The sequence below is a fragment of the Brucella pseudogrignonensis genome (genome assembly GCF_032190615.1).
GTDB classification, from domain to species: domain Bacteria; phylum Pseudomonadota; class Alphaproteobacteria; order Rhizobiales; family Rhizobiaceae; genus Brucella; species Brucella pseudogrignonensis_B.
The window spans coordinates 1459905-1479530 of sequence record NZ_JAVLAT010000001.1; the positions used below are offsets into that span (position 1 = coordinate 1459905).

Sequence of the window (19626 nt, forward strand, 5' to 3'; positions counted from 1 at the left end):
GCCAAAAAAATCGACGGGTTTGTCAGCAGTCTGAAGCGCCCTTTTGGGGAGCATTTGTCTTATCCACACCAACCCACAGATGATCCCGCTTGACTCTTCGCTGACTCGATTCAATACTGGAACATAAAGTGAACAAATTGTAGGTTTCAAACGTGAGCGGCATCGACATCGCGGCGTTGCGGCGCATGGTTACGGCCATTGAAGGCAACGGCACACAAGGCAATTTTAGCAGTGAACCTGCCACAGGTTTCGGGCGTGCGCGCAGTTTTACGCTGGGTTTTGCGCAGGCAGATGATGCTTTCCCGCATGGTTTGGCAGGCGATGCTTTGCATGAAATTTTTGCAGAAAACCCCGGTGTGCATATGGCGGCAACCGGCTTTGCACTGGCGCTTGCGTTGCGGGCGTCCTCTACAAAAAGGCCGATTATCTGGATTGAGGAGGAAAGCACTTCAAGTGAATATGGCGGGCTCTATCCGCCGGGGCTTCATGCCTTTGGTGTTGATCCGGCGCGGCTACTGATCGTGCGCTGCCCCACCGCGCAAGACGTTCTCAAAGCATCCAATGATGCACTTGAGGCGGGAAGTACAAGCAAGGCTTCGCATCTCATCTCCGGCGTCGTTGCTTCGATAATTGCCCAGCCAAAGTGCCTCGACCTAACCGCTTCGCGTCGTCTGCTGCTGGCAACGGAAACAGCGCAACTACCAGTTTTCCTGCTCAGGAGTCATCGAACGGTCGTTCAAAGTGCAGCCGTCAGCCGCTGGCGGGTAGCTCCCGCGCCGTCGCGCTCCAGCGGAGCGAATGCGCCCGGGAAGCCTGCCTTTTCTGCCGTGCTTGAACGCAATCGGCACGGCACATGCGGGCAATGGATCATGGAATGGAACAATGAAAGCCTTGAATTTGGAGCAGCAGAAAGGGTCAGCAGAACGCATGTTCCTCGCCCTATGGTTTCCGTTTCTGCCAACCGACCGGCTTCGCCGCTCCGCTCCGCATGATGGCAAACAGCCCTCACCACTTGTTGTCACCGAGCGCACGGCCAATGCGCTGCGACTGACCGCGGTGGATATTGAAGCCGCAAAGCTTGGTCTTTTTCCCGGCATGGCGCTGACCGATGCACGCGCACGGGTGGAGAAGCTTGACGTGGCAACAGCTGCACCCCAGCGCGACGCAGCGCTGCTCACGCGGCTTGCCCACTGGTGCGAGCGCTATACACCGCTTGTCGCTCTCGATCAGCCCCATGGGCTGATGCTCGACATTACCGGTTGCGCGCATCTTTTTGGCGGGCTGAGCGCCATGCGTGAGGACGCAATCATGCGAATTGAACGGGCAGGTCTCCACATACAGGCGGCGGTTGCCGATGGCAGCTTTGCCGCGCGGCTTCTGGCGCGTGGCACTAGAGGCGGCGTTTTCAGCAAGGCCGGGGCCGACCATTTTTTGCGACGCCTGCCGATCAGCTCTCTTGAACTGAATGAAGCGGCTGAGACCGGTCTTAAACGCGCTGGGCTGAAGCATATCGGCGATGTGATAGCACTCCCACGTGCAACACTGACCGCACGTTTCGGAACCGACCTTGCCACGAAGCTTGAACGGCTAACGCGGCAGGAACGGGCGCCGATTTCGCCCTTGCGCATTATGCCGCTCAGCACGACCGAACGCCGCCTGTCCGAGCCAGTCACGGTGATGGCGCTTGTTGAGCAAATTTTGCAGGAACTGGCGCAGGAATTATTTGCTTTGCTTGAGACCGAAGGCAAAGGCGCGCTGCTGATCGAAGCTTCGTTCTTCCGGGTCGATGGCGAGGTACGTCATATCCGCATCGAAACCGGCCAGCCTTTGCGCGAAGATCAGATTTTTCTGAGACTGGCGCGTGAGCGGCTCAATGCGCTGACCGATCCGCTCGATGCTGGCTTTGGCTTCGATATGATCCGGCTTGCAGCGCTGCGCTCTGCTGCCATTGCCCAGCGTCAGACGGGTCTGGACCAGAACGAGGAAGATCAGGCCGGTTTCAGCCAGTTGATTGACCGCCTTGCCGCCCGACTTGGCGCAAACCGGGTGCTCACCCCGTTTGCGCGCAACACCCATATGCCAGAACGGGCTTTTGGCCTTCGTTCTGCCATGCAGACAGGCCGCAAGAATGACGCCGATTATGAAAGCAGTGGGACGCTTGTCGGTGATCCGCCAGCGCGGCCGATAAAACTGTTTCATCCGCCGCAGCCAATCGAATCGATAGCTGAAGTGCCCGACAGTCCGCCCTCGTTTTTCCTCTGGCGACGTGTACACCATCATGTACGGCTTGCCGAAGGGCCGGAACGAATCGAACCGGAATGGTGGCTTTCCATCGGTCATGATGTGCCGCCGCTGCGCGACTATTATCGGGTGGAGGATGATAATGGCCAGCGCTTCTGGATTTTCCGCGAGGGACTTTATGACGGCGCCAATCATCCGCGCTGGTTCCTGCATGGGTTATTCGCGTGATGGACCGCTATTTTGAAATGGCTGTGGCCAGCAATTTTTCCTTCCTCAGTGGCGCATCGCATCCGCATGAGCTTGTTTTGCAGGCGCATGCGCTGGGGCTTTCCGGCATCGGCATCGCTGATCGCAACACACTGGCGGGTGTGGTGCGTGCGCATGCGGCATGGAAAGAGTTTCGCGACACATGCGACTTCCGGCTTTTTATCGGCTGCCGCCTTTCCTTCATTGATGGCACGCCGGATATGGTCGTCTATCCACGGGACCGCCCTGCCTATGGGCAATTGTGTCGCCTGCTGACAGAGGGCAAGGGCCGTGCTGCCACCAAAGGCGAATGCCATCTTGAATGGGGTGACTTGCTGTTTCGCGCGCGGCAGTTCCAGATTGCCGTCTTTGTGCCAGACGAAGACGAGCCTGATTTTAGCTCACGTCTGACGGAGATTGCAAAGGCCGCTCCCGGTTCAGTCTGGTTGGCGCTGACCATGCCGCATCAGGGCCATGACGGCCGCCGTGCGGAACGCATTGCGCGGTTTGCAGCGGAAGCAAACGTGCCGCTGCTTGCCACCAATGACGTGCTTTATCATCATACCGACCGACGTGCTTTGCAGGACGTGCTGACAGCAACGCGCAATTACACAACCGTTTTTGCCGCCGGGCGAATGCTTGAAAAAAACGCTGAGCGGCATCTCAAGCCACCACATGAAATGATGCGTCTGTTCCGCAATTATCCCGGCGCAATTGAAGCAACTGCCGATTTTGTGGCGCCCATCACTTTCCAGCTTGATGAGCTGAAATATGATTATCCTGATGAGCCGGTGCCGCCCGGCAAGACACCACAGCAACACCTGCATGATCTCGCATGGGACGGCGCGGCCCGATTTTATGGCGCTGACGGCATACCGCAGAAGGTGCGGGAACTGATTAACAAGGAACTGGCATTGATCGATAAGCTGCAATATGCGGCTTACTTTCTCACCGTCCATGACATCGTGCAATTTGCCAAATCAAAGAAAATCCTCTGTCAGGGGAGAGGATCAGCAGCCAATTCGGTTGTGTGTTTTTGCCTTGGCATAACCGGCGTTGACCCGACAGAAGTCAACCTTCTGTTTGAGCGTTTCATTTCCGCCGAACGCAAAGAACCGCCGGATATCGACGTTGATTTCGAGCACGAGCGGCGCGAAGATGTAATGCAATATGTCTATGAGCGCTACACGAGAGACCGTGCGGCGATTGTCGCCACTGTCATCAGCTATCGCTCCCGCAGCGCTATCCGCGATGTCGGCAAGGCACTTGGGTTAACCGAAGATGTGACGGCAGCACTTGCCAACACGGTCTGGGGCATATCGGGCGGCGGGATCGATAAGGAGCATATCAGGCAAGCGGGGCTTGACCCTGACAATCCCATTATCCGGCGAGCTGTGGAACTGGCGTTGGAGCTGATCGGCTTTCCAAGGCATCTGTCGCAACATGTCGGTGGCTTTGTGCTGACGCGTGACCGTCTGGATGAGACCGTGCCGATTGGTCCGGCGGCGATGGACAAACGCTCTTTCATCGAATGGGACAAGGACGACATTGACGAAGTGGGCCTAATGAAAGTGGACGTGCTGTCACTCGGCATGCTCACTTGTATCCGCAAGGCTTTCGATCTTATCCATGCGCACAAACCGCAGCTTTATAACGGCGAAAAACTAACGCTCGCCACTTTGGAGCGTGAGGATAAAGTTGTTTACGACATGCTTTGCAAGGGCGATTCTATCGGTGTATTTCAGGTCGAAAGCCGTGCACAGATGAACATGCTGCCGCGCCTGCAACCTCGCAAATATTATGATCTTGTCATTCAGGTCGCCATCGTCCGTCCCGGCCCTATTCAGGGCGATATGGTGCATCCATATCTGCGAAACAGGAAAAATCCCGAGAACCTGATTTACCCTTCTCCTTCGCCAGAACATGGTGAGCCGGATGAGTTGAAAAACATTCTAGAAAAAACCAAAGGCGTGCCGCTGTTTCAGGAACAGGCCATGCGGATTGCCATTGAAGCGGCAAAATTCACAGCCGATGAAGCCAATCTTTTGCGGCGTGCCATGGCGACTTTCCGCAAGATGGGCACCATTCACACCATGGAAACCAAAATGATCGATGGCATGGTCAACCGTGGCTATGACCGGACCTTTGCCGAGAACTGCTTCAACCAGATCAGAGGTTTTGGTGAATATGGTTTCCCGGAAAGCCACGCGGCGAGCTTTGCGCATCTCGTTTATATTTCCGCATGGATCAAGTGTCATCACCCGGAGGTGTTCGCAGCCGCTCTGCTTAACTCACAGCCGATGGGGTTTTATGCGCCAGCACAGATCGTGCGCGATGCGCATGAACATGGTGTGTGCGTGCTGCCGATCGATGTGAATTTCAGTCATTGGGACAATACCCTGGAAAACAGAACCAATATGCAACCCGCACTTCGACTTGGCTTTCGTCAGATTGATGGATTTTCTAAGCGCAATGCCGACCTTCTTTCTGCTGGTCAGCATGATCCTTATCGCAGCATTGAGGATATGCATCGCCGTCTGCGGCTTGACCGGCGTACTTTCACGCTTCTGGCGGATGCTGATGCTTTTGGCTCGCTGAACATTGACCGCCGTGCAGCACTCTGGGCTGTGCGTCGCCTGCCCAATGATGAAACACTACCGCTCTTTGTGGCTGCTGAGACCAGCGAACTGGCGGAAGAGCCGCGCACGATGCTGCCCGAAATGGCGGCTTCTGAGCACGTGATTGCTGACTATGAGACAACCCGGCTCTCGCTCAAAGGTCATCCTGTGCAATATCTGCGTGAAAGGCTCACGGCAGAAGGTGTTTCCACTTGCAAAGCCATACAGCAAGCAACACAGAGCCGCCGCATGAAAGTGGCGGGTGTTGTCACTGTGCGCCAACGCCCGGGCAGCGCGAAGGGTGTTGTGTTTCTCACCATCGAAGACGAAACCGGCATTGCCAATATTGTCGTCTGGCCGAAGATCATGAAGACCTTCCGCCGTGAGGTGATGGGCGCACGGCTCATCCTGATTAATGGGCAGGTTCAGCGCAGCCCGGAGGGCGTCGTGCATCTGGTTGCATCAAAGCTGGAAGATCGTTCAGCGGCTCTTATCGAAATGAGTGGGCGCGAACCGCAAAGGCTCATTGCGCCCTCACAGACGACCGCACGTCACCCACGGAATGTGAAGATCATGCCTAACTCACGCGACTTTCATTAGGATTGAGGTTCACGTTCCGACAACAAACACCGCACAGTAATGGAGTGCTGCACCGACCACGACAAAGCCGTGCCAGATCGCATTCTGAAACCGTAACCGTTCCCAGACATGGAAGATAACACCCAGTGAATAGACCATACCTCCAGCGGCAATCAGCCAGAACACAGCCGGTGGCAACGATTGCACCATGGTGTCATAGATCATCACACCACTCCAGCCGAGCGCCAGATAAAGCAGGATCGACAGCCGGTCGAAACGTCCCGGCATGAAGAGTTTGAGCATGATACCAATAAAAGCCACCCCCCAGACAAAGAGCAGCAGCGGCACAGCCCTGTCACCCATATGCACTGCGAAAGGCGTATAGGTTCCGGCAATCAGCAGATAGATTGCAGAATGATCGAAGCGACGCAAAAACCATTTGGTCGGCGAAACAGGCCAGATATTATAAACAGCCGAGACACTAAGTGCTGCCAAGAGGCTTGCGAGATAGACCCCGGATGAAATCGACGTGGCCGCTGGCATATTCGGCAGGAAATAAATTAGCATCGCGATGGCACCGGCAAGTGCCAGCGTGACGCCCAACACATGAACGACACCATCGGCCCAAAGCTCCGCGCGGTCATATTTCCATTTGACTGAATAAGGCAGCCTTACATCCATCGCGCTTTTCCATGTTCACAAACCAAACTTGTGATGACATCAGATTGCAGCGTCAAGATGACAGCGTGTCGTTTGGTTTTTTACTGAGCGGCAGGCGCGAATGAAGCCTGAACAGGTGTAACGCCCGGCAGGGGCACAGCGTCGCCTTGTGGGAGAACTGCTGGTTCTACCGAAGTTGCGGCTGCCGCAACCGTTGGGCCATTGCGCTTCAGGCTACCGTCGAGACCAGTTTCCTGCAAAAGCCCCTTGCGCTTGGCATCGTAATAATAGCCGCGTGCATAATAACGGACTGCCTGACTTTCATCACCACCAGCCACCTTATAGGCACCCGACAGATAACGAACGGCATATTTCAGATTGGTCTCCGCATCGAGCAGCCCCTTGGGGTTGCCCTTATACCCCATACCGCGCGCAGTCGGATGGCTGATCTGCATCAGACCCCAGTAAGGACCGTTGCGCGCGCCGGGATTGAAGCGGCTTTCGCGATGCACCACGCGGCGCACCAGACGTTCCGGCACATCATAAGCAACCGAATATTTGGTAATCAGATCATCAAGACCTTCAGGTGCATGGTCCGGCGTTTCAAATGCCATACTGGTTGCAAGAGAAGCGGGCGACGTTGCGGCCTGCGCACTGGCAAAAGCAAGCATCGGTTCAGATTGTCCGCGAACACCCGGAATCGGTACAACCGATGGAAGCACGGGATTTTCAAGCGATGCAACGGTGTCCGTGCCCGGAGTGGCGTTCGCAGCCGCAACTGCTGTGGTGCCTGCGGCAGGGGTGACTGCGTCGCCGGTTGCCGTTGTCGCGGCGACAGTCGTGGCGGTCGCAGACGTTTCCGTTGGAGTGATCAGCGCGGTTTTTGCAGTCTTGCCATCATTTGTCGTGTTGCATGCACTCAATGCAAAAGCGCACCCAAATAGCAGCGCGCCTTTAAAGAGCGGAAGAACGAATGGTTTTGAAAAAGACTGAAATCGCATGATCAACCGACCCTATGAATCAAAATCTTGTTCGATGCGTTTTTCGAGTTCAACCAGATCGTCTGGCAAAGGCATACCTGTCGCTTTGAGCGTATTAAGCTTCTCGCGAACGATTTCACGAACCTCGTGAACGTCCTGCGGCTGGTTTACCATCTGCTCAAACAGCAGAGCGATCTCTGCCTTGATGTCCTCGAATGCCATAAGATCCTCTTGGCTTAACAGGCGCAAATAAGGCCCGGTTCAGTCAATATTCTTTCAATCGATGACAGTGATGTACCACGCTAAATGCGCAAAGCGGAAGCCCTGAAAGTCAGGCAAGCGTCAAAATGAATATTTCAACGCGTAACAGAGCCATGCTCCGGCTCATAGAATTCGCGGCAACATCGTGTCTATCGCATTGAATTCATGCGCAAAAATTCCAAAGTCATCAAAGCCGATCCCACCATTTGGATCAAACAGATAAATGCTCATCCAGATCAGCGCCACAGTCAGCACAATCGCCAGAATCGTCAAAAGCAGAAGGCGGCGACCGAGAGCGGCCTTGTAGCGCGCTCCCTCAGGTGGAATCTTATTCATCATCAATCGTCATTCGTGGCGTTCAAATCTTCAGGCGGTGTACCATGTTCCGGCGCAGCTGCAAGATAGCCCTGATGCACAAGTGCTTTTCGCAGAATCAGAATAATTGCCTCGGTCTGATTGATGCCTGGATGCGTCTCGTTGATGAAGCGCTCAAGGGCGTCATGAACGTCAGTCGGCAAATAAATACTCATCATTCCTCCGTGATCAGACGACTTTGACAATAATCGAACCAATGCCGCTCACAGCCCCCTCCAGCACGTCGCCGCGCTGAACTGCACCAACACCCGCAGGTGTGCCTGTATAAATAAGGTCGCCGGGTTGCAGTTCAAACAGTGACGAAAGATAGGAAATCGTCTCGGCAACCTTCCAGATCATCTGATTGAGATCGCCAGACTGGCGGGTTTCACCGTTGATTTTGAGCGAAATCTCAGCCGATTCGGGATGGCCAATTTCCGAAGCGGGCACGATGGCCGAGCACGGTGCGGAATGCTCAAACGCTTTTGCAACTTCCCATGGACGACCAGCTTTTTTGGCCACGGCCTGCAAATCGCGCCGTGTCATGTCGATACCCACCGCATAACCAAACACATGATCGAGCGCTGTTTCGACCGCAATATCCTTGCCGCCCGTTTTGAGTGCAACAACCAATTCTATCTCGTGATGGACATCTTCGGTCTTTGGCGGATACGGAAAGTCACCGCCATCAATCACCAGACTATCAGGGTTTTTCTGGAAGAAAAATGGCGGGTTACGAGTAGGATCGCCGCCCATTTCAATGGCGTGCTCAGCATAGTTCTGACCGACGCAATAAATGCGGTGCACAGGAAAGCGCGCTTCTGTTCCCCTAACCGGCACGTAAGGCTGCGGCGAAGGCTGAAAAACATAGTTAGTCATGAAAAGCTGATCCCGTGAAATGTAAATGAGGTTTTTATCATGCAGGCAAGAATCACCACCTGCAAGCCTTACCCGAGCAATTTTCCGTCATGAACTATGCCGTTTTGACAACGTAATTCGCATCGCGTGAGGATGAGACAACGAGTTTTGCATTCGGAATATCATTGGACAGTGCGCGTTCGCGTGCGGCATCGGGCGTATGCCCATGGTCAAGCCAGCGCTGAATAAGTCGGCGTTCAAGCTCGGCCAAAGGGACATCGAGAAAGATCGTCATATCGAAGAATGGCGCAAGTCGGGTCCACGGTTGCTGATTGAGCAGCAGATAATTGCCCTCGACCAGCAAAATCCGATGATCGGTACGCACGATAGACGCACCGGCACGCGCAAGGTCGAGTGTGCGGTCGAAAACCGGAATGACAACATCTTCCGATGAGTTTTTGAGACGCTCCAGAAGTGTGGCAAAGCCTTCGCAATCAAAGGTCGGAGGAGAGCCTTTGCGGCTGCGTAAGCCGCGCTCATCCAGAATCGCATTATCGAGATGAAAGCCATCCATCGGTACAATGACCGTTGGTCCTGACTCACCCTGATTGATTGCATCGCGGAGATATTCTGAAATCGTGGACTTTCCGGCTCCCGGAGGACCAGCGATGGCCACGATCAGTCGGGCATCCAATTGGGAAAGCGTTGATAGAATTTCAGCGGGCAGGCTTTCCGCTTGGAAAGGCTTCATATGGCGTCATCCGGAATGAAAAACAGAACTGTTTCTGCACAACAGCACACAGTTTGTTATTTTCAAACAATAAGTTTGATCTATCTTGTCTTGCAATGAGCGCAAAGACTGATCACTTGCTATTTCAAATCATTGAATCGAACGGGAAAAATATGACCGTCAAGACAGTTGCCACCACGCCCTTTCAGGATCAGCAGCCCGGTACATCGGGCCTGCGCAAGAAAGTGCCGGTTTTCCAGCAGCCCCATTATGCCGAAAATTTCATCCAGTCGGTTTTCGATGTGCTGGATGGTTTTGCGGGCAAGACCCTTGTGGTGGGCGGCGATGGACGCTTCTATAATCGCGAAGTGATCCAAAACGTCATCAAGATCGCAGCCGCCAATGGCTTTGGTCGCATCATGGTTGGTCAGGGGGGCATTTTGTCTACGCCTGCCGCTTCCAACATGATCCGCAAATACAAGGCTTTTGGTGGCCTCATTCTGTCAGCCAGCCACAATCCCGGTGGCCCGACCGAAGACTTCGGCATTAAATACAATATCGGCAATGGCGGTCCTGCGCCTGAAAAGATCACCGAAGCGATCTTTGCGCGCTCCAAGGTTATCGATCATTACAAGATCATTGAGGCCGCGAATGTTGACATCGATAAGCTCGGAACCTCCAAGATCGGCGACACCGAAATCGTGATCTTTGATCCGGTCACGGATTATGCCGAACTGATGGAAAGCCTGTTCGATTTTGACGCGATCCGCGCCATGATCAAAGACGGCTTTGCACTGAAATTCGACGCCATGCATGCGGTTACCGGACCTTATGCCAAGGAAATCTTTGAGCGCCGTCTTGGTGCGCCCGAAGGCAGCGTGATGAATTTCGTGCCGCTGCCTGATTTTGGCGGGCATCATCCCGACCCGAATCTCGTTTATGCCAAAGAGCTCTACGATCTGCTGATGTCGGATCATGCGCCGGATTTTGGTGCGGCGTCAGACGGTGATGGCGACCGCAATCTCATCATCGGACGCGGTATTTTTGTAACCCCTTCCGACTCACTGGCATTGCTTGCGGCCAACGCACATCTTGCACCCGGCTATAAGGATGGCATCAAAGGTATCGCCCGCTCCATGCCAACCAGTGCCGCAGCCGACCGTGTTGCAGAAAAGCTCGGCATCGGCATCTATGAAACGCCGACCGGCTGGAAGTTCTTCGGCAATCTGCTTGATCATGGCAAGGTTACGATCTGCGGTGAAGAAAGTTCCGGCACCGGCTCGGACCATGTGCGCGAAAAAGACGGGTTGTGGGCTGTCCTGCTCTGGCTCAACATTCTGGCCGTGCGCAAGGAAAGCGTGAAGTCAATTGTTGAGGAACATTGGGCTCGCTTTGGCCGCAACTATTATACCCGCCACGATTATGAAGCGGTTGATTCTGACATTGCAAAAAAGCTGGTTGCTGATCTGCGTGGCAAGCTCGGAAGCCTGCCGGGGACAAGCGTGAACGGTCTGAAAATCGAAAAGGCCGATGATTTCGCCTATCACGATCCAATTGATCATTCGGTCAGCGAACATCAAGGGATCCGCATCTATTTTGAAGGCGGTGCACGTGTTGTTCTGCGTTTATCGGGGACAGGTACATCAGGCGCAACTATCCGCATCTATATCGAGCGCTATGAATCCGATACCGCCAAGCACAATCTCGACACGCAGGAAACGCTGGCAGTGCTGATTGATGCTGCTGAGCAAATTGCTGAGGTCAAAAAGCGCAGCGGACGGACTGAGCCAAGCGTCATCACATAATGAAAAGGGCCCTCACGGGCCTCAGACTGCTGACAAACCCGTCGATTTTTTTGGCGGGTTTTTGGTGTTTTGGGAGTGCGTGTTCAGATGGTGTTTTCGGGGCTGGGTGGGCGGAGTTTGAAGTGGGCTTGAGAGCCCTCATCCCCAGGCTGGTTTTGGGGGGGTCGTCATCGCCATTGCGATCTTCCTGATATTCTGGGCGCTCGCTGCAAGCAGGCATTGCCATCTGACCTGGATGAGACCGCGAAAGAGGCATAGCGGTGCCCGTGTAGCTGTTTGGCATCGGCAAACGAGCGTTCGACCGTCTCTTTGCGCCGCTTGTAGATCACCTTGCCCCACGTCGTCTTGCGGTTCATGTCGGTGCGCTCTCGGGCATCAGCTCAGACATGCCGGGTAATGGTCCGCTCCGCCTTGGCGTTTGCGGTGCACGATGCCAGAAGCGGGCAGTCGCAGCACACTGACGGGTCCGAGCGGTAGTGCTTGTAGCCGTTGCGGTCGGTGGTGGCGTAGCTGAGTAACTGGCCTTGAGGGCAGCGATAACCGTCCGCCTCGGGCTCGTAGACGAATTTCGATTTGGCGACCATCCCCTCTTTGGGCGGGGTCGGCCTGCGATAGCCGGTCACGCCGAGGATTTGCCTGCCCTCCAGACCTCTGGCCCCTCCAGACCTCTAGCAATGCCTGCCGTGGCATAGCCGGCATCCAGACCGACTGCGCCGACAGTGAATTCGAAGCGTTCACGCTGCCGGTCCAATCGTTCGAGATAGACGATGGAGTCATGCACATTGGCTGGCGTCACATAGGTATCAGTGATTATGGCATGGCGGCCATCGACCGTGCGGTGATCGAGATAAAAGAAACCCTTAGGCTTACCGTCGCGGACCATGTAACCGCTATCGGGATCGGTACGACTGACCTTGGTTTCCTTCACCTCAGCTTCGCGTTCCTTGTCCTTCAACGGCTTCTGGCCGTGCGCCACACGCTCGGCCTCAATCGCCCGGTCGAGATCGGCCCAGTAGTCGGCTCGCGACTTCTTCAGCATCACCAGATCGTACTTGCCCTTGTTGGCATTGGCCTTCAGATGGGTCGAATCCGTATAGAGCACCGTGCCATCCACCAGGCCATGGCGGATCGCCTGCTCCACGATCGCATCGAAGATGTCCTGCGCCACGGACGTGTCGTTGAAGCGGCGGCGACGGTTCTGGGAAAGCGTCGAGGCCTCGAAGACCGGGTCCGTCAGCTTCATGCGCAAGAACCACCGATAGGCGACATTCACCTCGATCTCGCGCACCAACTGACGCTCCGAGCGCACCCCGAACAGGTAGCCGATGAACAGCGCCTTGAACATCAGCGTCGGATCGAGCGGCGGCCGACCGTTGTCGGCGCAGTAGAGCCTCGCGACGCGATCATGAATGAAGGAGAAGTCGATCACCGCGTCGATCTTGCGAAGCAGGTGATCCTTCGGCACCAGGCTATCTAGTGTCACCATCTCGAGAGCCGTCTGTTCGGGAGCGGGTTTCTTCAACATGGCCCAGAGAATCATAAACCCCCAGCTCGCGCCAGGGGTTTGTCAGCAGTCTGATGCTCCCCAAAAGGGAGCATTTTTCTTTCAGATCAGGCGGCTTCTTTGAAAGGCACGCCTGCCAGTTGGGCAAGATGACCGCCAAGGTCAGTGCCTGCGCCTGCTGCATTGATGGTGTCAAAATAATCATGCCAGCCTGTTGCAGTGATTCCGGCCAGAAGCATGTCGAGAGCGGCTTCATCCGGGAAACGCCAGATGGCAAAGAAGCTCTGCTCGGGAGCGTAAGGCTTGGTGGTATCAACTGGACCCAAGGCCAAAGCTTCAACGCCCAGTGCTGCGAGACCGCCCATGCCTGCACCGACTTTTTCAAAGAAAGCCTGCCTGCCTTGCGCATCGAGCGTCAGCCAACTTGTCTTGGGTGAGTAAAGTTCGGCGAGGTAATAAGTCATGACAAGTCCCTTAGGGTTTCACTGATTTTAAAAGACTGGCCTGCATCGGTCCGGCTCCAGACGCGGCGCAAAAGGGTGCTCAGCAGTTGCTGTTCGCCGGTTGAAAGATCGCTCATCAGGCCCGCGATCCAGGCGGTATGTTGATCAAAAAGCTCTTGTGCCAATCGCGCACCTTCGGGTGTAAGCCTGACTGTGAGCTTGCGGCGATCCTGCGTATCTGCATGACGGGTGAGAAAGCCATCACGTTCCAGCCCGTCGAGAAGGCCGGTAATGGTGGCGCGCGTCACGCCAGCGCGTTCCGACAGCTCGTGTGGCGACAGGCCGTCAGTTGCATTCTGCAACAAAAACAGCAGCACAAACTTGCCTTCGGAAAGCTTGTGGGGGCCGAGCCTGTTCGCGCAGTCGCGATCAATGGCTGCAGCCAGCGACAGGATTTCAAAACAGGCCTTCAACGCGCCGGTTGAGGGAGCGTTGCGGCGTTCCAATTCGCCCAGAAGGGCATGATGCTTTTGCTCAATAATTTCCATACGGCGACATATAATACGGTGCCGTATTAAATGCAAGTGGTTTAAGCAGAGGGGGTAGGTGGTGGGTCTTGATTGAGTGGAATATACGATTTATATATGTTTCATATATTGGTGATAGAATAGAATTATGGGTATCGTAAAAATCAGCGACGAACTGCACGAAGAACTGCGCAAGGCGAGTGACGTTATGTGCCGTTCGATCAATGCGCAGGCAGAATACTGGATGAAGATCGGTATGCTGGCGCAGGCTAACCCTGAACTCTCGTTCAATGAAATCGTGCAGATGCAGTTGCGCGCCGCCCATCTGGAAATTCCGATTCTGGCGGTTCAGTCATCATGATCAAGACACAGGCTGAAGTGGAAAAGATGGCGGCTTCGGGCGCGCTGCTGGCGTCTGTCTTCACGCTTCTCGACAACACGCCACTTGTTGGCATGAGTACCATGCAGGTCAATGATCTGGTCGAGGATTATATCACCCACGAGTTGCGGGCGCGTCCGGCCAGCAAGGGGCAATATGATTTTCCCTATGTGCTCAATGCCTCAAGCAATGAAGTTGTCTGCCACGGTATGCCGTCCAATGACGAAATCATCGCCAATGGCGAGATCATCAATTTCGACATTACGCTGGAGAAGGACGGCTATATCGCTGATTCCGGCAAGACCTATATGATTGGTGATGTGGCTCCGTTCGCTTCACGTCTGGTGCGTGTGACCTATGAAGCGCTGTGGAAGGGCATCGCCGCTGTACGACCCGGTGCAACGCTGGGCGACATTGGTTATGCCATTGAGCGTCACGCAAAGCGTCATGATTATAGCGTGGTGCGTGAATATTGCGGCCATGGCATTGGCCGTGAAATGCATGAAGAGCCGCAGGTTCTGCACTTTGGCAAGCCGGGCACAGGGGCTCGTCTGCGTGAAGGCATGGTGTTCACCATCGAGCCAATGCTCAATCAGGGCACAGCCAAGGTAAAGACCGAAAAAGACGGTTGGACCGTGGTGACGCGTGATGGAAAATTGTCAGCGCAGTTTGAGCATACGGTGGCTGTAACGTCGAATGGCGTGCGGGTGCTGACCTTACGTCCCGGCGAAGAAAAGATGCTTGGCTCTATCAGTCATGCGGTATGATGATCACCCGATTTTACCTGCCAGCAAAAGGATAAACATAATCGTTACGCCGATACTCATTCCGCTTGCCAGAATTGTTCCTAAGATTACCGGCACGAGTTTCTGGAACGAAACATAGGGCGAGATTTCCAGTTGAAAATTCGACCGGATTTTTTCGGGCGTAAGACAGGTTATCTCGTAATCGCCAGCTGCTGAACATTCAAAATTGCCAAGCACATGCGAAGCGTAGCCGCGCATATCCGTGCATTTGACGCTGAGCAGAGAACGGCTGGTAGAACGATAGGCGACAGCTGCGCCGCTTGGCTGTGACTTGATTGCAAATTGCGTTGAGAAATAAGCGATGCCTGTGACAATCGTCAGCGGCGGAAAAACGATACTGAGTGTGTATCGTCCGGCGTTTGGCAAATGAACGACATGTGGCTGGCCATCGGCTTTAAAGCGATGACGGACTGTTGGCATGATAATGCCCCAAAGGACAGAAATGCACCGTACCAGTAGAAATAGGCCGAGCAGAATGCAAAGAGGCATCGCAAGATAAAGAAACACGGCCCAGGCTCCGTTTCGTTCTTGAAAAGAAAAAGCCCGCCGGGAGGCGGGCTTTTATCTTTATCCTATCGGCTTAGCGACGGTCGCGTGCAGCCAATGTGCGCAGACGAAGCGCATTGAGCTTGATGAAGCCGGCTGCGTCCTTCTGGTCATAAGCGCCCTGATCGTCTTCGAATGTCACGAGCTTGTCGGAATAGAGCGACTTGTCCGATTCACGACCGGTCACAATCACATTGCCCTTATAGAGCTTAAGCGTGACTTCACCTTCGACGTGGCGCTGGCTGAGGTCGATTGCAGCCTGCAACATTTCGCGTTCTGGCGAGAACCAGAAGCCGTAATAGATAAGTTCTGCATAGCGTGGCATCAGCTCATCTTTCAGATGTGCTGCACCACGGTCGAGCGTGATCGATTCGATGGCGCGGTGTGCAGCCAGCAGGATCGTGCCGCCTGGTGTTTCATAAACGCCGCGGGATTTCATGCCAACGAAGCGGTTTTCAACGAGGTCAAGACGACCAATACCGTTGTCACGGCCATAATCATTGAGCTTGGCAAGCAGCGTTGCAGGCGACAGACGTTCGCCATTGATCGAAACCGCATCACCCTTTTCAAAGCCAATCTTGATGATGGTTGGTGTGTCTGGTGCGGTTTCTGGCGAAATCGTGCGCATATGCACATATTCCGGTGCTTCGATTGCCGGATCTTCCAGAACCTTGCCTTCGGATGAGGAGTGCAGCAGGTTTGCGTCAACCGAGAACGGCGCTTCGCCCTTCTTGTCTTTCGCAACAGGGATCTGGTGCTGTTCAGCAAATTCGAGCAGATGTGTACGGCTCTTGAACGACCAGTCGCGCCATGGAGCGATGATCTTGATGTCGGGGTTCAGTGCATAAGCAGAAAGCTCGAAGCGAACCTGATCATTGCCCTTGCCGGTCGCGCCGTGTGCAATCGCATCAGCGCCGGTTTTCTTGGCGATATCAATCAGGTGCTTGGAGATCAGCGGACGGGCAATCGACGTGCCGAGCAGATAGACGCCTTCATAGACAGCGTTGGCGCGGAACATTGGGAAGACGAAATCGCGCACGAATTCTTCGCGCACATCCTCAACGAAGATTTCCTTGATACCGAGCATTTCCGCTTTCTTGCGTGCTGGTTCAAGCTCTTCGCCCTGACCGAGATCGGCGGTAAAGGTAACGACTTCTGCATTAAGCTCAGTCTGCAACCATTTCAGGATGATTGAGGTGTCGAGACCGCCCGAATAGGCAAGAACGACCTTTTTAACGTCTTTCAGCTTGCTCATAGTTCACTTCCGTCTGATGCGATGAAGGCTTGTTGCAAGTCTTTTATCAGTTGCGAAGCCGCGTGCAACCCGGATGGCTATCTCTTATCAAAAATCCTATGGCGGCTTATCTGAATTCGCGTTAGCTTGCCGCGAATTTCTGGAGTCTCTTTCGATGTCTTTTCTGACAAACCTGACTTTCATTCCTGAATGGACCATCTTCGTTCAGTTCGTGATTGCCACTGCCATTTTATCCATCACACCGGGCCCGGACATGACGCTGTTCGTTGGTCGTGCTTTGTCTGAAGGCAAGGCCGCTGGTTTTGCCTGCATGGCAGGGGCCAGCACGGGCATCGTCATCCATACAAGCATGGTGGCGCTCGGCCTGTCCGCGCTGATCCTTGCGTCTCCGGCAGCTTTTACGGTCTTGAAAGTGGTGGGCGCTGTCTATCTTGTCTGGCTTGCCGTGCAGGCAATCCGCAAAGGCTCAGCCTTTTCGCCGGAAAAGAATGGCGGGAAGAAGCATACGCTGGTTCAGAACTGGGCTACAGGGCTTGGCATTAATCTGCTCAATCCGAAGATCATCCTGTTCAACATGACCTTCCTGCCGCAGTTTGTCTCGGCCAGTGATCCGCATGCGATGGGAAAACTGTTCTTCCTCGGCCTGTCCTTCATTCCACTGGCACTGCCTTTCACCATTCCTATGGTCGTTGCAGCGGACAAATTTGCGGGTCTTCTTAAGAAGAACCCGACTGTGACGCGAATTGTGGACTGGCTTTTTGCAGGCGTGTTCTCAGCCTTTGCGCTGAAAATACTGACCGCGCAGGCAAAGTAAAATCATTGAGCCGGGCGGGCTAAAAAACGCCCGGCATTGCGCCCGGCAATCAGCCAATAAACAAACCCGCCCACGATTCCTGAACAGGCAAAAGCGCCCGTCAAAAGAATGATGCCAGCGTCGATCGGCTGGTCATTGACGGTGAAAATTGATCCCGCTCCTATAGCAATCAGTCCGATAATCAGACCGCCGATGGAATAGGGCAGCGATGATTTCCAGCCGCGAACTTCGCTGACCACAATCAACGCCAGTGCCGGGAAAAAGCTGAAACCGCCCGCCATAACAGCAAGCACCGGCCCGCCCACAAGCACCGCAGCGTAAAAGCCAGTCATATCCCAGCCATTACGAATTTCAGTGAACACATCCTCAAAAAATGGGTCCGACAGTGCATAGCCGAGGACGTCAACCTGGCTATACAGAATAGCCGCCAGAAAAAATCCAGCGGCCAGAACGGCGATGCAATAGCCGAAAACAATAACGGCAAAACGCATGATGTAATCGAATGTATCGGTCACCCGTGCTTCATCTCCGTTAGTTATTCTCCATGCCCGGCGATCATCATGGCTTCGAGTGCCAGACGCTCGGTCTTGCGCATACGCTCTGATTCCGATTTCAGCTGACCGCATGCGGCCAGAATATCGCGACCGCGCGGTGTGCGGATTGGTGAAGCATAGCCTGCAGCATTCACATAATCGGCAAAGCGTTCAATATGCTCCCAATCCGAGCACTGGTAGTTGGTGCCGGGCCAAGGGTTGAATGGGATCAGGTTGATCTTGGCCGGTATGCCCTTCAGAAGCTTCACAAGGAGCTTGGCATCTTCCATACTGTCATTGATGTCTTTGAGCATCACATATTCAAAGGTGATGCGCTTTGCATTCGACAGGCCTGGATATTCGCGGCAAGCTTTGAGAAGCTGTTCCAGCGGGTATTTCTTGTTGATCGGCACCAGAAGGTCGCGCAATTCATCACGCACTGCATGCAGCGAGATTGCCAGCATAACGCCGATTTCTTCGCCGGTGCGATAGATTTCAGGCACAACGCCAGAGGTCGAAAGCGTAATACGACGCTTGGAAAGCGCCAGCCCGTCGCCATCGGATGCAATCAGGAGAGCCTTCTTCACTTCCTCGAAGTTGTAAAGCGGTTCACCCATGCCCATCATCACGATGTTGGTGACTTTGCGGCCTTCAGCAGGCACGATAGCGCCGTCCGGTGTGTCGGTTTCCGGGAAATCGCCCAGCCGATCACGCGCAGTCAGCAGCTGCGCCAGAATTTCTTCCGATGTCAGATTGCGCACCAGCTTCTGCGTGCCCGTATGGCAGAACGAGCAGGTCAGCGTGCAGCCAACCTGTGAGGAAATGCAGAGCGTGCCACGGCCTTCTTCAGGAATATAGACACATTCGATTTCAACAGGGCGTCCAGCACCGCGTGGCGGAAAGCGGAACAGCCATTTGCGCGTTCCATCCTGCGAGATTTGCTCTTCAACCACTTCCGGGCGCGCAATGGTGAAATGCTGCGCCAAAAGAGCGCGCAGATCTTTGGAAATATTGCGCATATCGGCAAAATCGGAAACGCCGCGCACATAAAGCCAGTGCCAGAGCTGCGCAATACGCATCTTGACCTGCTTTGGCAAGACGCCAATCTTGATCAGCTCATCAGCCATTTCCTCACGCGACATGCCGATGAGCGACGGCTTTTGCTCCATATTTGCGCGCACATGGCGGGCAAGCTGGTCACGCGTATCATCAATGGTCAGGTCGAACGAAATGGACATATGTTTTCAACTGTTGAGGACGCCGCATAAAACGCGCCGGTAAACACGATCTGTTGCATGGATATATGGGCTCGTTCATCTGAAATGCGAGCCTGTTGCGCGCGCTCATAGCACACAATATTGCATCCGTCATCCCGCAGTCTGTCGCGGCAAACATGCATAAGTGAGGATACGACCTCAAAAGAAAAGCCGGAGCAAAGCCCCGGCTAAAGAGTTTAAAGCACACCCCGAAAAGTGGGAACCGGCTTT

At 54.4% G+C, this 19626-nt stretch carries 20 protein-coding genes and 1 pseudogene; 7 read left to right on the plus strand and 14 right to left on the minus strand.

Annotated features, from left to right (window positions below; translation table 11 throughout):
• The first annotated feature begins 152 nt into the window (after window positions 1-152).
• The 3 genes from RI570_RS07070 to RI570_RS07080 are packed head-to-tail and all read left to right on the plus strand — an operon-like array spanning window position 153 to window position 5705.
• Window positions 153-992, plus strand: coding sequence for a hypothetical protein (locus RI570_RS07070; protein WP_313827707.1), 840 nt, complete (start codon window positions 153-155; stop codon window positions 990-992).
• On the plus strand, window positions 928-2469 hold the full coding sequence (locus RI570_RS07075; protein ID WP_313828582.1) for a DNA polymerase Y family protein: 1542 nt from the start codon (window positions 928-930) through the stop codon (window positions 2467-2469). Before RI570_RS07070 ends, RI570_RS07075 begins: the two co-directional genes overlap by 65 nt.
• On the plus strand, window positions 2469-5705 hold the full coding sequence (locus RI570_RS07080) for an error-prone DNA polymerase (protein WP_313827708.1): 3237 nt from the start codon (window positions 2469-2471) through the stop codon (window positions 5703-5705). The genes RI570_RS07075 and RI570_RS07080 overlap by 1 nt, the downstream gene beginning before the upstream one ends.
• 9 nt (window positions 5706-5714) lie before the next feature.
• On the opposite strand, the gene trhA is transcribed toward RI570_RS07080, so the two are convergent.
• From trhA to RI570_RS07115, 7 genes are all read right to left on the minus strand, one after another.
• Window positions 5715-6365, minus strand: coding sequence for a PAQR family membrane homeostasis protein TrhA (gene trhA, locus RI570_RS07085; protein WP_313827709.1), 651 nt, complete (start codon window positions 6363-6365; stop codon window positions 5715-5717).
• 80 nt (window positions 6366-6445) lie between these two features.
• Window positions 6446-7345, minus strand: a complete 900-nt coding sequence (locus RI570_RS07090; RefSeq protein ID WP_313827710.1) for a lytic transglycosylase domain-containing protein — start codon at window positions 7343-7345, stop codon at window positions 6446-6448.
• 12 nt (window positions 7346-7357) lie between these two features.
• A complete protein-coding gene (locus tag RI570_RS07095; protein WP_313827711.1) occupies window positions 7358-7546 on the minus strand; it encodes a hypothetical protein in 189 nt (62 codons plus the stop codon).
• Window positions 7547-7708: 162 nt separating this feature from the next.
• On the minus strand, window positions 7709-7921 hold the full coding sequence (locus RI570_RS07100; protein ID WP_313828583.1) for a hypothetical protein: 213 nt from the start codon (window positions 7919-7921) through the stop codon (window positions 7709-7711).
• A gap of 2 nt (window positions 7922-7923) precedes the next feature.
• Window positions 7924-8115: a hypothetical protein gene (locus RI570_RS07105; RefSeq protein WP_313828584.1), complete on the minus strand. Its 192-nt coding sequence runs from the start codon at window positions 8113-8115 to the stop codon at window positions 7924-7926.
• 13 nt (window positions 8116-8128) lie between these two features.
• On the minus strand, window positions 8129-8818 hold the full coding sequence (locus RI570_RS07110) for a fumarylacetoacetate hydrolase family protein (RefSeq protein ID WP_313827712.1): 690 nt from the start codon (window positions 8816-8818) through the stop codon (window positions 8129-8131).
• Window positions 8819-8912: 94 nt separating this feature from the next.
• Window positions 8913-9548, minus strand: a complete 636-nt coding sequence (locus RI570_RS07115) for a nucleoside/nucleotide kinase family protein (RefSeq protein ID WP_313827713.1) — start codon at window positions 9546-9548, stop codon at window positions 8913-8915.
• A 152-nt stretch (window positions 9549-9700) separates the two neighbouring features.
• Here RI570_RS07115 and RI570_RS07120 point away from each other — a divergent pair, with 152 nt between their 5' ends.
• The gene (locus RI570_RS07120; protein ID WP_313827714.1) at window positions 9701-11332 is read left to right on the plus strand and encodes an alpha-D-glucose phosphate-specific phosphoglucomutase; all 1632 of its coding nucleotides are present in this window, start codon (window positions 9701-9703) and stop codon (window positions 11330-11332) included.
• Window positions 11333-11470: 138 nt separating this feature from the next.
• Here RI570_RS07120 and RI570_RS07125 read toward each other — a convergent pair.
• The 3 genes and pseudogenes from RI570_RS07125 to RI570_RS07135 all read right to left on the minus strand — a co-directional run bounded on the left by RI570_RS07125 (window position 11471) and on the right by RI570_RS07135 (window position 13827).
• Window positions 11471-12857 (minus strand): annotated as a pseudogene (locus RI570_RS07125) (IS1182 family transposase).
• A gap of 86 nt (window positions 12858-12943) precedes the next feature.
• Window positions 12944-13300, minus strand: coding sequence for a DUF6616 family protein (locus RI570_RS07130; protein WP_313827715.1), 357 nt, complete (start codon window positions 13298-13300; stop codon window positions 12944-12946).
• Complete coding sequence (locus RI570_RS07135) at window positions 13297-13827, minus strand: MarR family transcriptional regulator (RefSeq protein WP_313827716.1); 531 nt, start codon at window positions 13825-13827, stop codon at window positions 13297-13299. The genes RI570_RS07130 and RI570_RS07135 overlap by 4 nt, the downstream gene beginning before the upstream one ends.
• Before the next feature lie 127 nt (window positions 13828-13954).
• Between RI570_RS07135 and RI570_RS07140 the strand changes: the two genes are divergently transcribed.
• Both RI570_RS07140 and map read left to right on the plus strand, forming a co-directional pair.
• On the plus strand, window positions 13955-14167 hold the full coding sequence (locus RI570_RS07140; protein WP_313827717.1) for a ParD-like family protein: 213 nt from the start codon (window positions 13955-13957) through the stop codon (window positions 14165-14167).
• Window positions 14164-14952, plus strand: coding sequence for a type I methionyl aminopeptidase (map, locus tag RI570_RS07145; protein WP_313827718.1), 789 nt, complete (start codon window positions 14164-14166; stop codon window positions 14950-14952). The genes RI570_RS07140 and map overlap by 4 nt, the downstream gene beginning before the upstream one ends.
• Window positions 14953-14955: 3 nt before the next feature.
• Here the strand turns inward: map and RI570_RS07150 are convergent, their stop codons facing one another.
• Entirely contained in the window at window positions 14956-15498 is a 543-nt protein-coding gene (locus RI570_RS07150) for a hypothetical protein (protein ID WP_313827719.1), read from the minus strand.
• Between the two features lie 73 nt (window positions 15499-15571).
• Complete coding sequence (locus RI570_RS07155; protein ID WP_313827721.1) at window positions 15572-16792, minus strand: argininosuccinate synthase; 1221 nt, start codon at window positions 16790-16792, stop codon at window positions 15572-15574.
• 154 nt (window positions 16793-16946) lie between these two features.
• On the opposite strand from RI570_RS07155, the gene RI570_RS07160 reads away from it, so the two are divergent.
• Entirely contained in the window at window positions 16947-17606 is a 660-nt protein-coding gene (locus RI570_RS07160; RefSeq protein WP_313827722.1) for a LysE family translocator, read from the plus strand.
• Between the two features lie 2 nt (window positions 17607-17608).
• On the opposite strand, the gene RI570_RS07165 is transcribed toward RI570_RS07160, so the two are convergent.
• Both RI570_RS07165 and rlmN read right to left on the minus strand, forming a co-directional pair.
• Window positions 17609-18121, minus strand: a complete 513-nt coding sequence (locus RI570_RS07165; protein ID WP_313827723.1) for a hypothetical protein — start codon at window positions 18119-18121, stop codon at window positions 17609-17611.
• Between the two features lie 20 nt (window positions 18122-18141).
• Window positions 18142-19377: a 23S rRNA (adenine(2503)-C(2))-methyltransferase RlmN gene (gene rlmN, locus RI570_RS07170; RefSeq protein WP_313827724.1), complete on the minus strand. Its 1236-nt coding sequence runs from the start codon at window positions 19375-19377 to the stop codon at window positions 18142-18144.
• Window positions 19378-19626: the final 249 nt, after the last annotated feature.

What these genes read in the sequence shown, in the direction of transcription:
- RI570_RS07120 (WP_313827714.1), top strand. Translation starts at nt 9,701, where the DNA reads ATGACCGTCAAGACAGTTGCCACCACGCCCTTTCAGGATCAGCAGCCC.
- RI570_RS07115 (WP_313827713.1), bottom strand. Translation starts at nt 9,548, where the DNA reads ATGAAGCCTTTCCAAGCGGAAAGCCTGCCCGCTGAAATTCTATCAACG.
- rlmN (WP_313827724.1), bottom strand. Translation starts at nt 19,377, where the DNA reads ATGTCCATTTCGTTCGACCTGACCATTGATGATACGCGTGACCAGCTT.
- RI570_RS07075 (WP_313828582.1), top strand. Translation starts at nt 928, where the DNA reads ATGTTCCTCGCCCTATGGTTTCCGTTTCTGCCAACCGACCGGCTTCGC.
- RI570_RS07155 (WP_313827721.1), bottom strand. Translation starts at nt 16,792, where the DNA reads ATGAGCAAGCTGAAAGACGTTAAAAAGGTCGTTCTTGCCTATTCGGGC.
- RI570_RS07160 (WP_313827722.1), top strand. Translation starts at nt 16,947, where the DNA reads ATGTCTTTTCTGACAAACCTGACTTTCATTCCTGAATGGACCATCTTC.
- RI570_RS07095 (WP_313827711.1), bottom strand. Translation starts at nt 7,546, where the DNA reads ATGGCATTCGAGGACATCAAGGCAGAGATCGCTCTGCTGTTTGAGCAG.
- RI570_RS07100 (WP_313828583.1), bottom strand. Translation starts at nt 7,921, where the DNA reads ATGAATAAGATTCCACCTGAGGGAGCGCGCTACAAGGCCGCTCTCGGT.
- RI570_RS07140 (WP_313827717.1), top strand. Translation starts at nt 13,955, where the DNA reads ATGGGTATCGTAAAAATCAGCGACGAACTGCACGAAGAACTGCGCAAG.
- RI570_RS07090 (WP_313827710.1), bottom strand. Translation starts at nt 7,345, where the DNA reads ATGCGATTTCAGTCTTTTTCAAAACCATTCGTTCTTCCGCTCTTTAAA.
- RI570_RS07130 (WP_313827715.1), bottom strand. Translation starts at nt 13,300, where the DNA reads ATGACTTATTACCTCGCCGAACTTTACTCACCCAAGACAAGTTGGCTG.
- map (WP_313827718.1), top strand. Translation starts at nt 14,164, where the DNA reads ATGATCAAGACACAGGCTGAAGTGGAAAAGATGGCGGCTTCGGGCGCG.
- trhA (WP_313827709.1), bottom strand. Translation starts at nt 6,365, where the DNA reads ATGGATGTAAGGCTGCCTTATTCAGTCAAATGGAAATATGACCGCGCG.
- RI570_RS07080 (WP_313827708.1), top strand. Translation starts at nt 2,469, where the DNA reads ATGGACCGCTATTTTGAAATGGCTGTGGCCAGCAATTTTTCCTTCCTC.
- RI570_RS07135 (WP_313827716.1), bottom strand. Translation starts at nt 13,827, where the DNA reads ATGGAAATTATTGAGCAAAAGCATCATGCCCTTCTGGGCGAATTGGAA.
- RI570_RS07110 (WP_313827712.1), bottom strand. Translation starts at nt 8,818, where the DNA reads ATGACTAACTATGTTTTTCAGCCTTCGCCGCAGCCTTACGTGCCGGTT.
- RI570_RS07105 (WP_313828584.1), bottom strand. Translation starts at nt 8,115, where the DNA reads ATGAGTATTTATTTGCCGACTGACGTTCATGACGCCCTTGAGCGCTTC.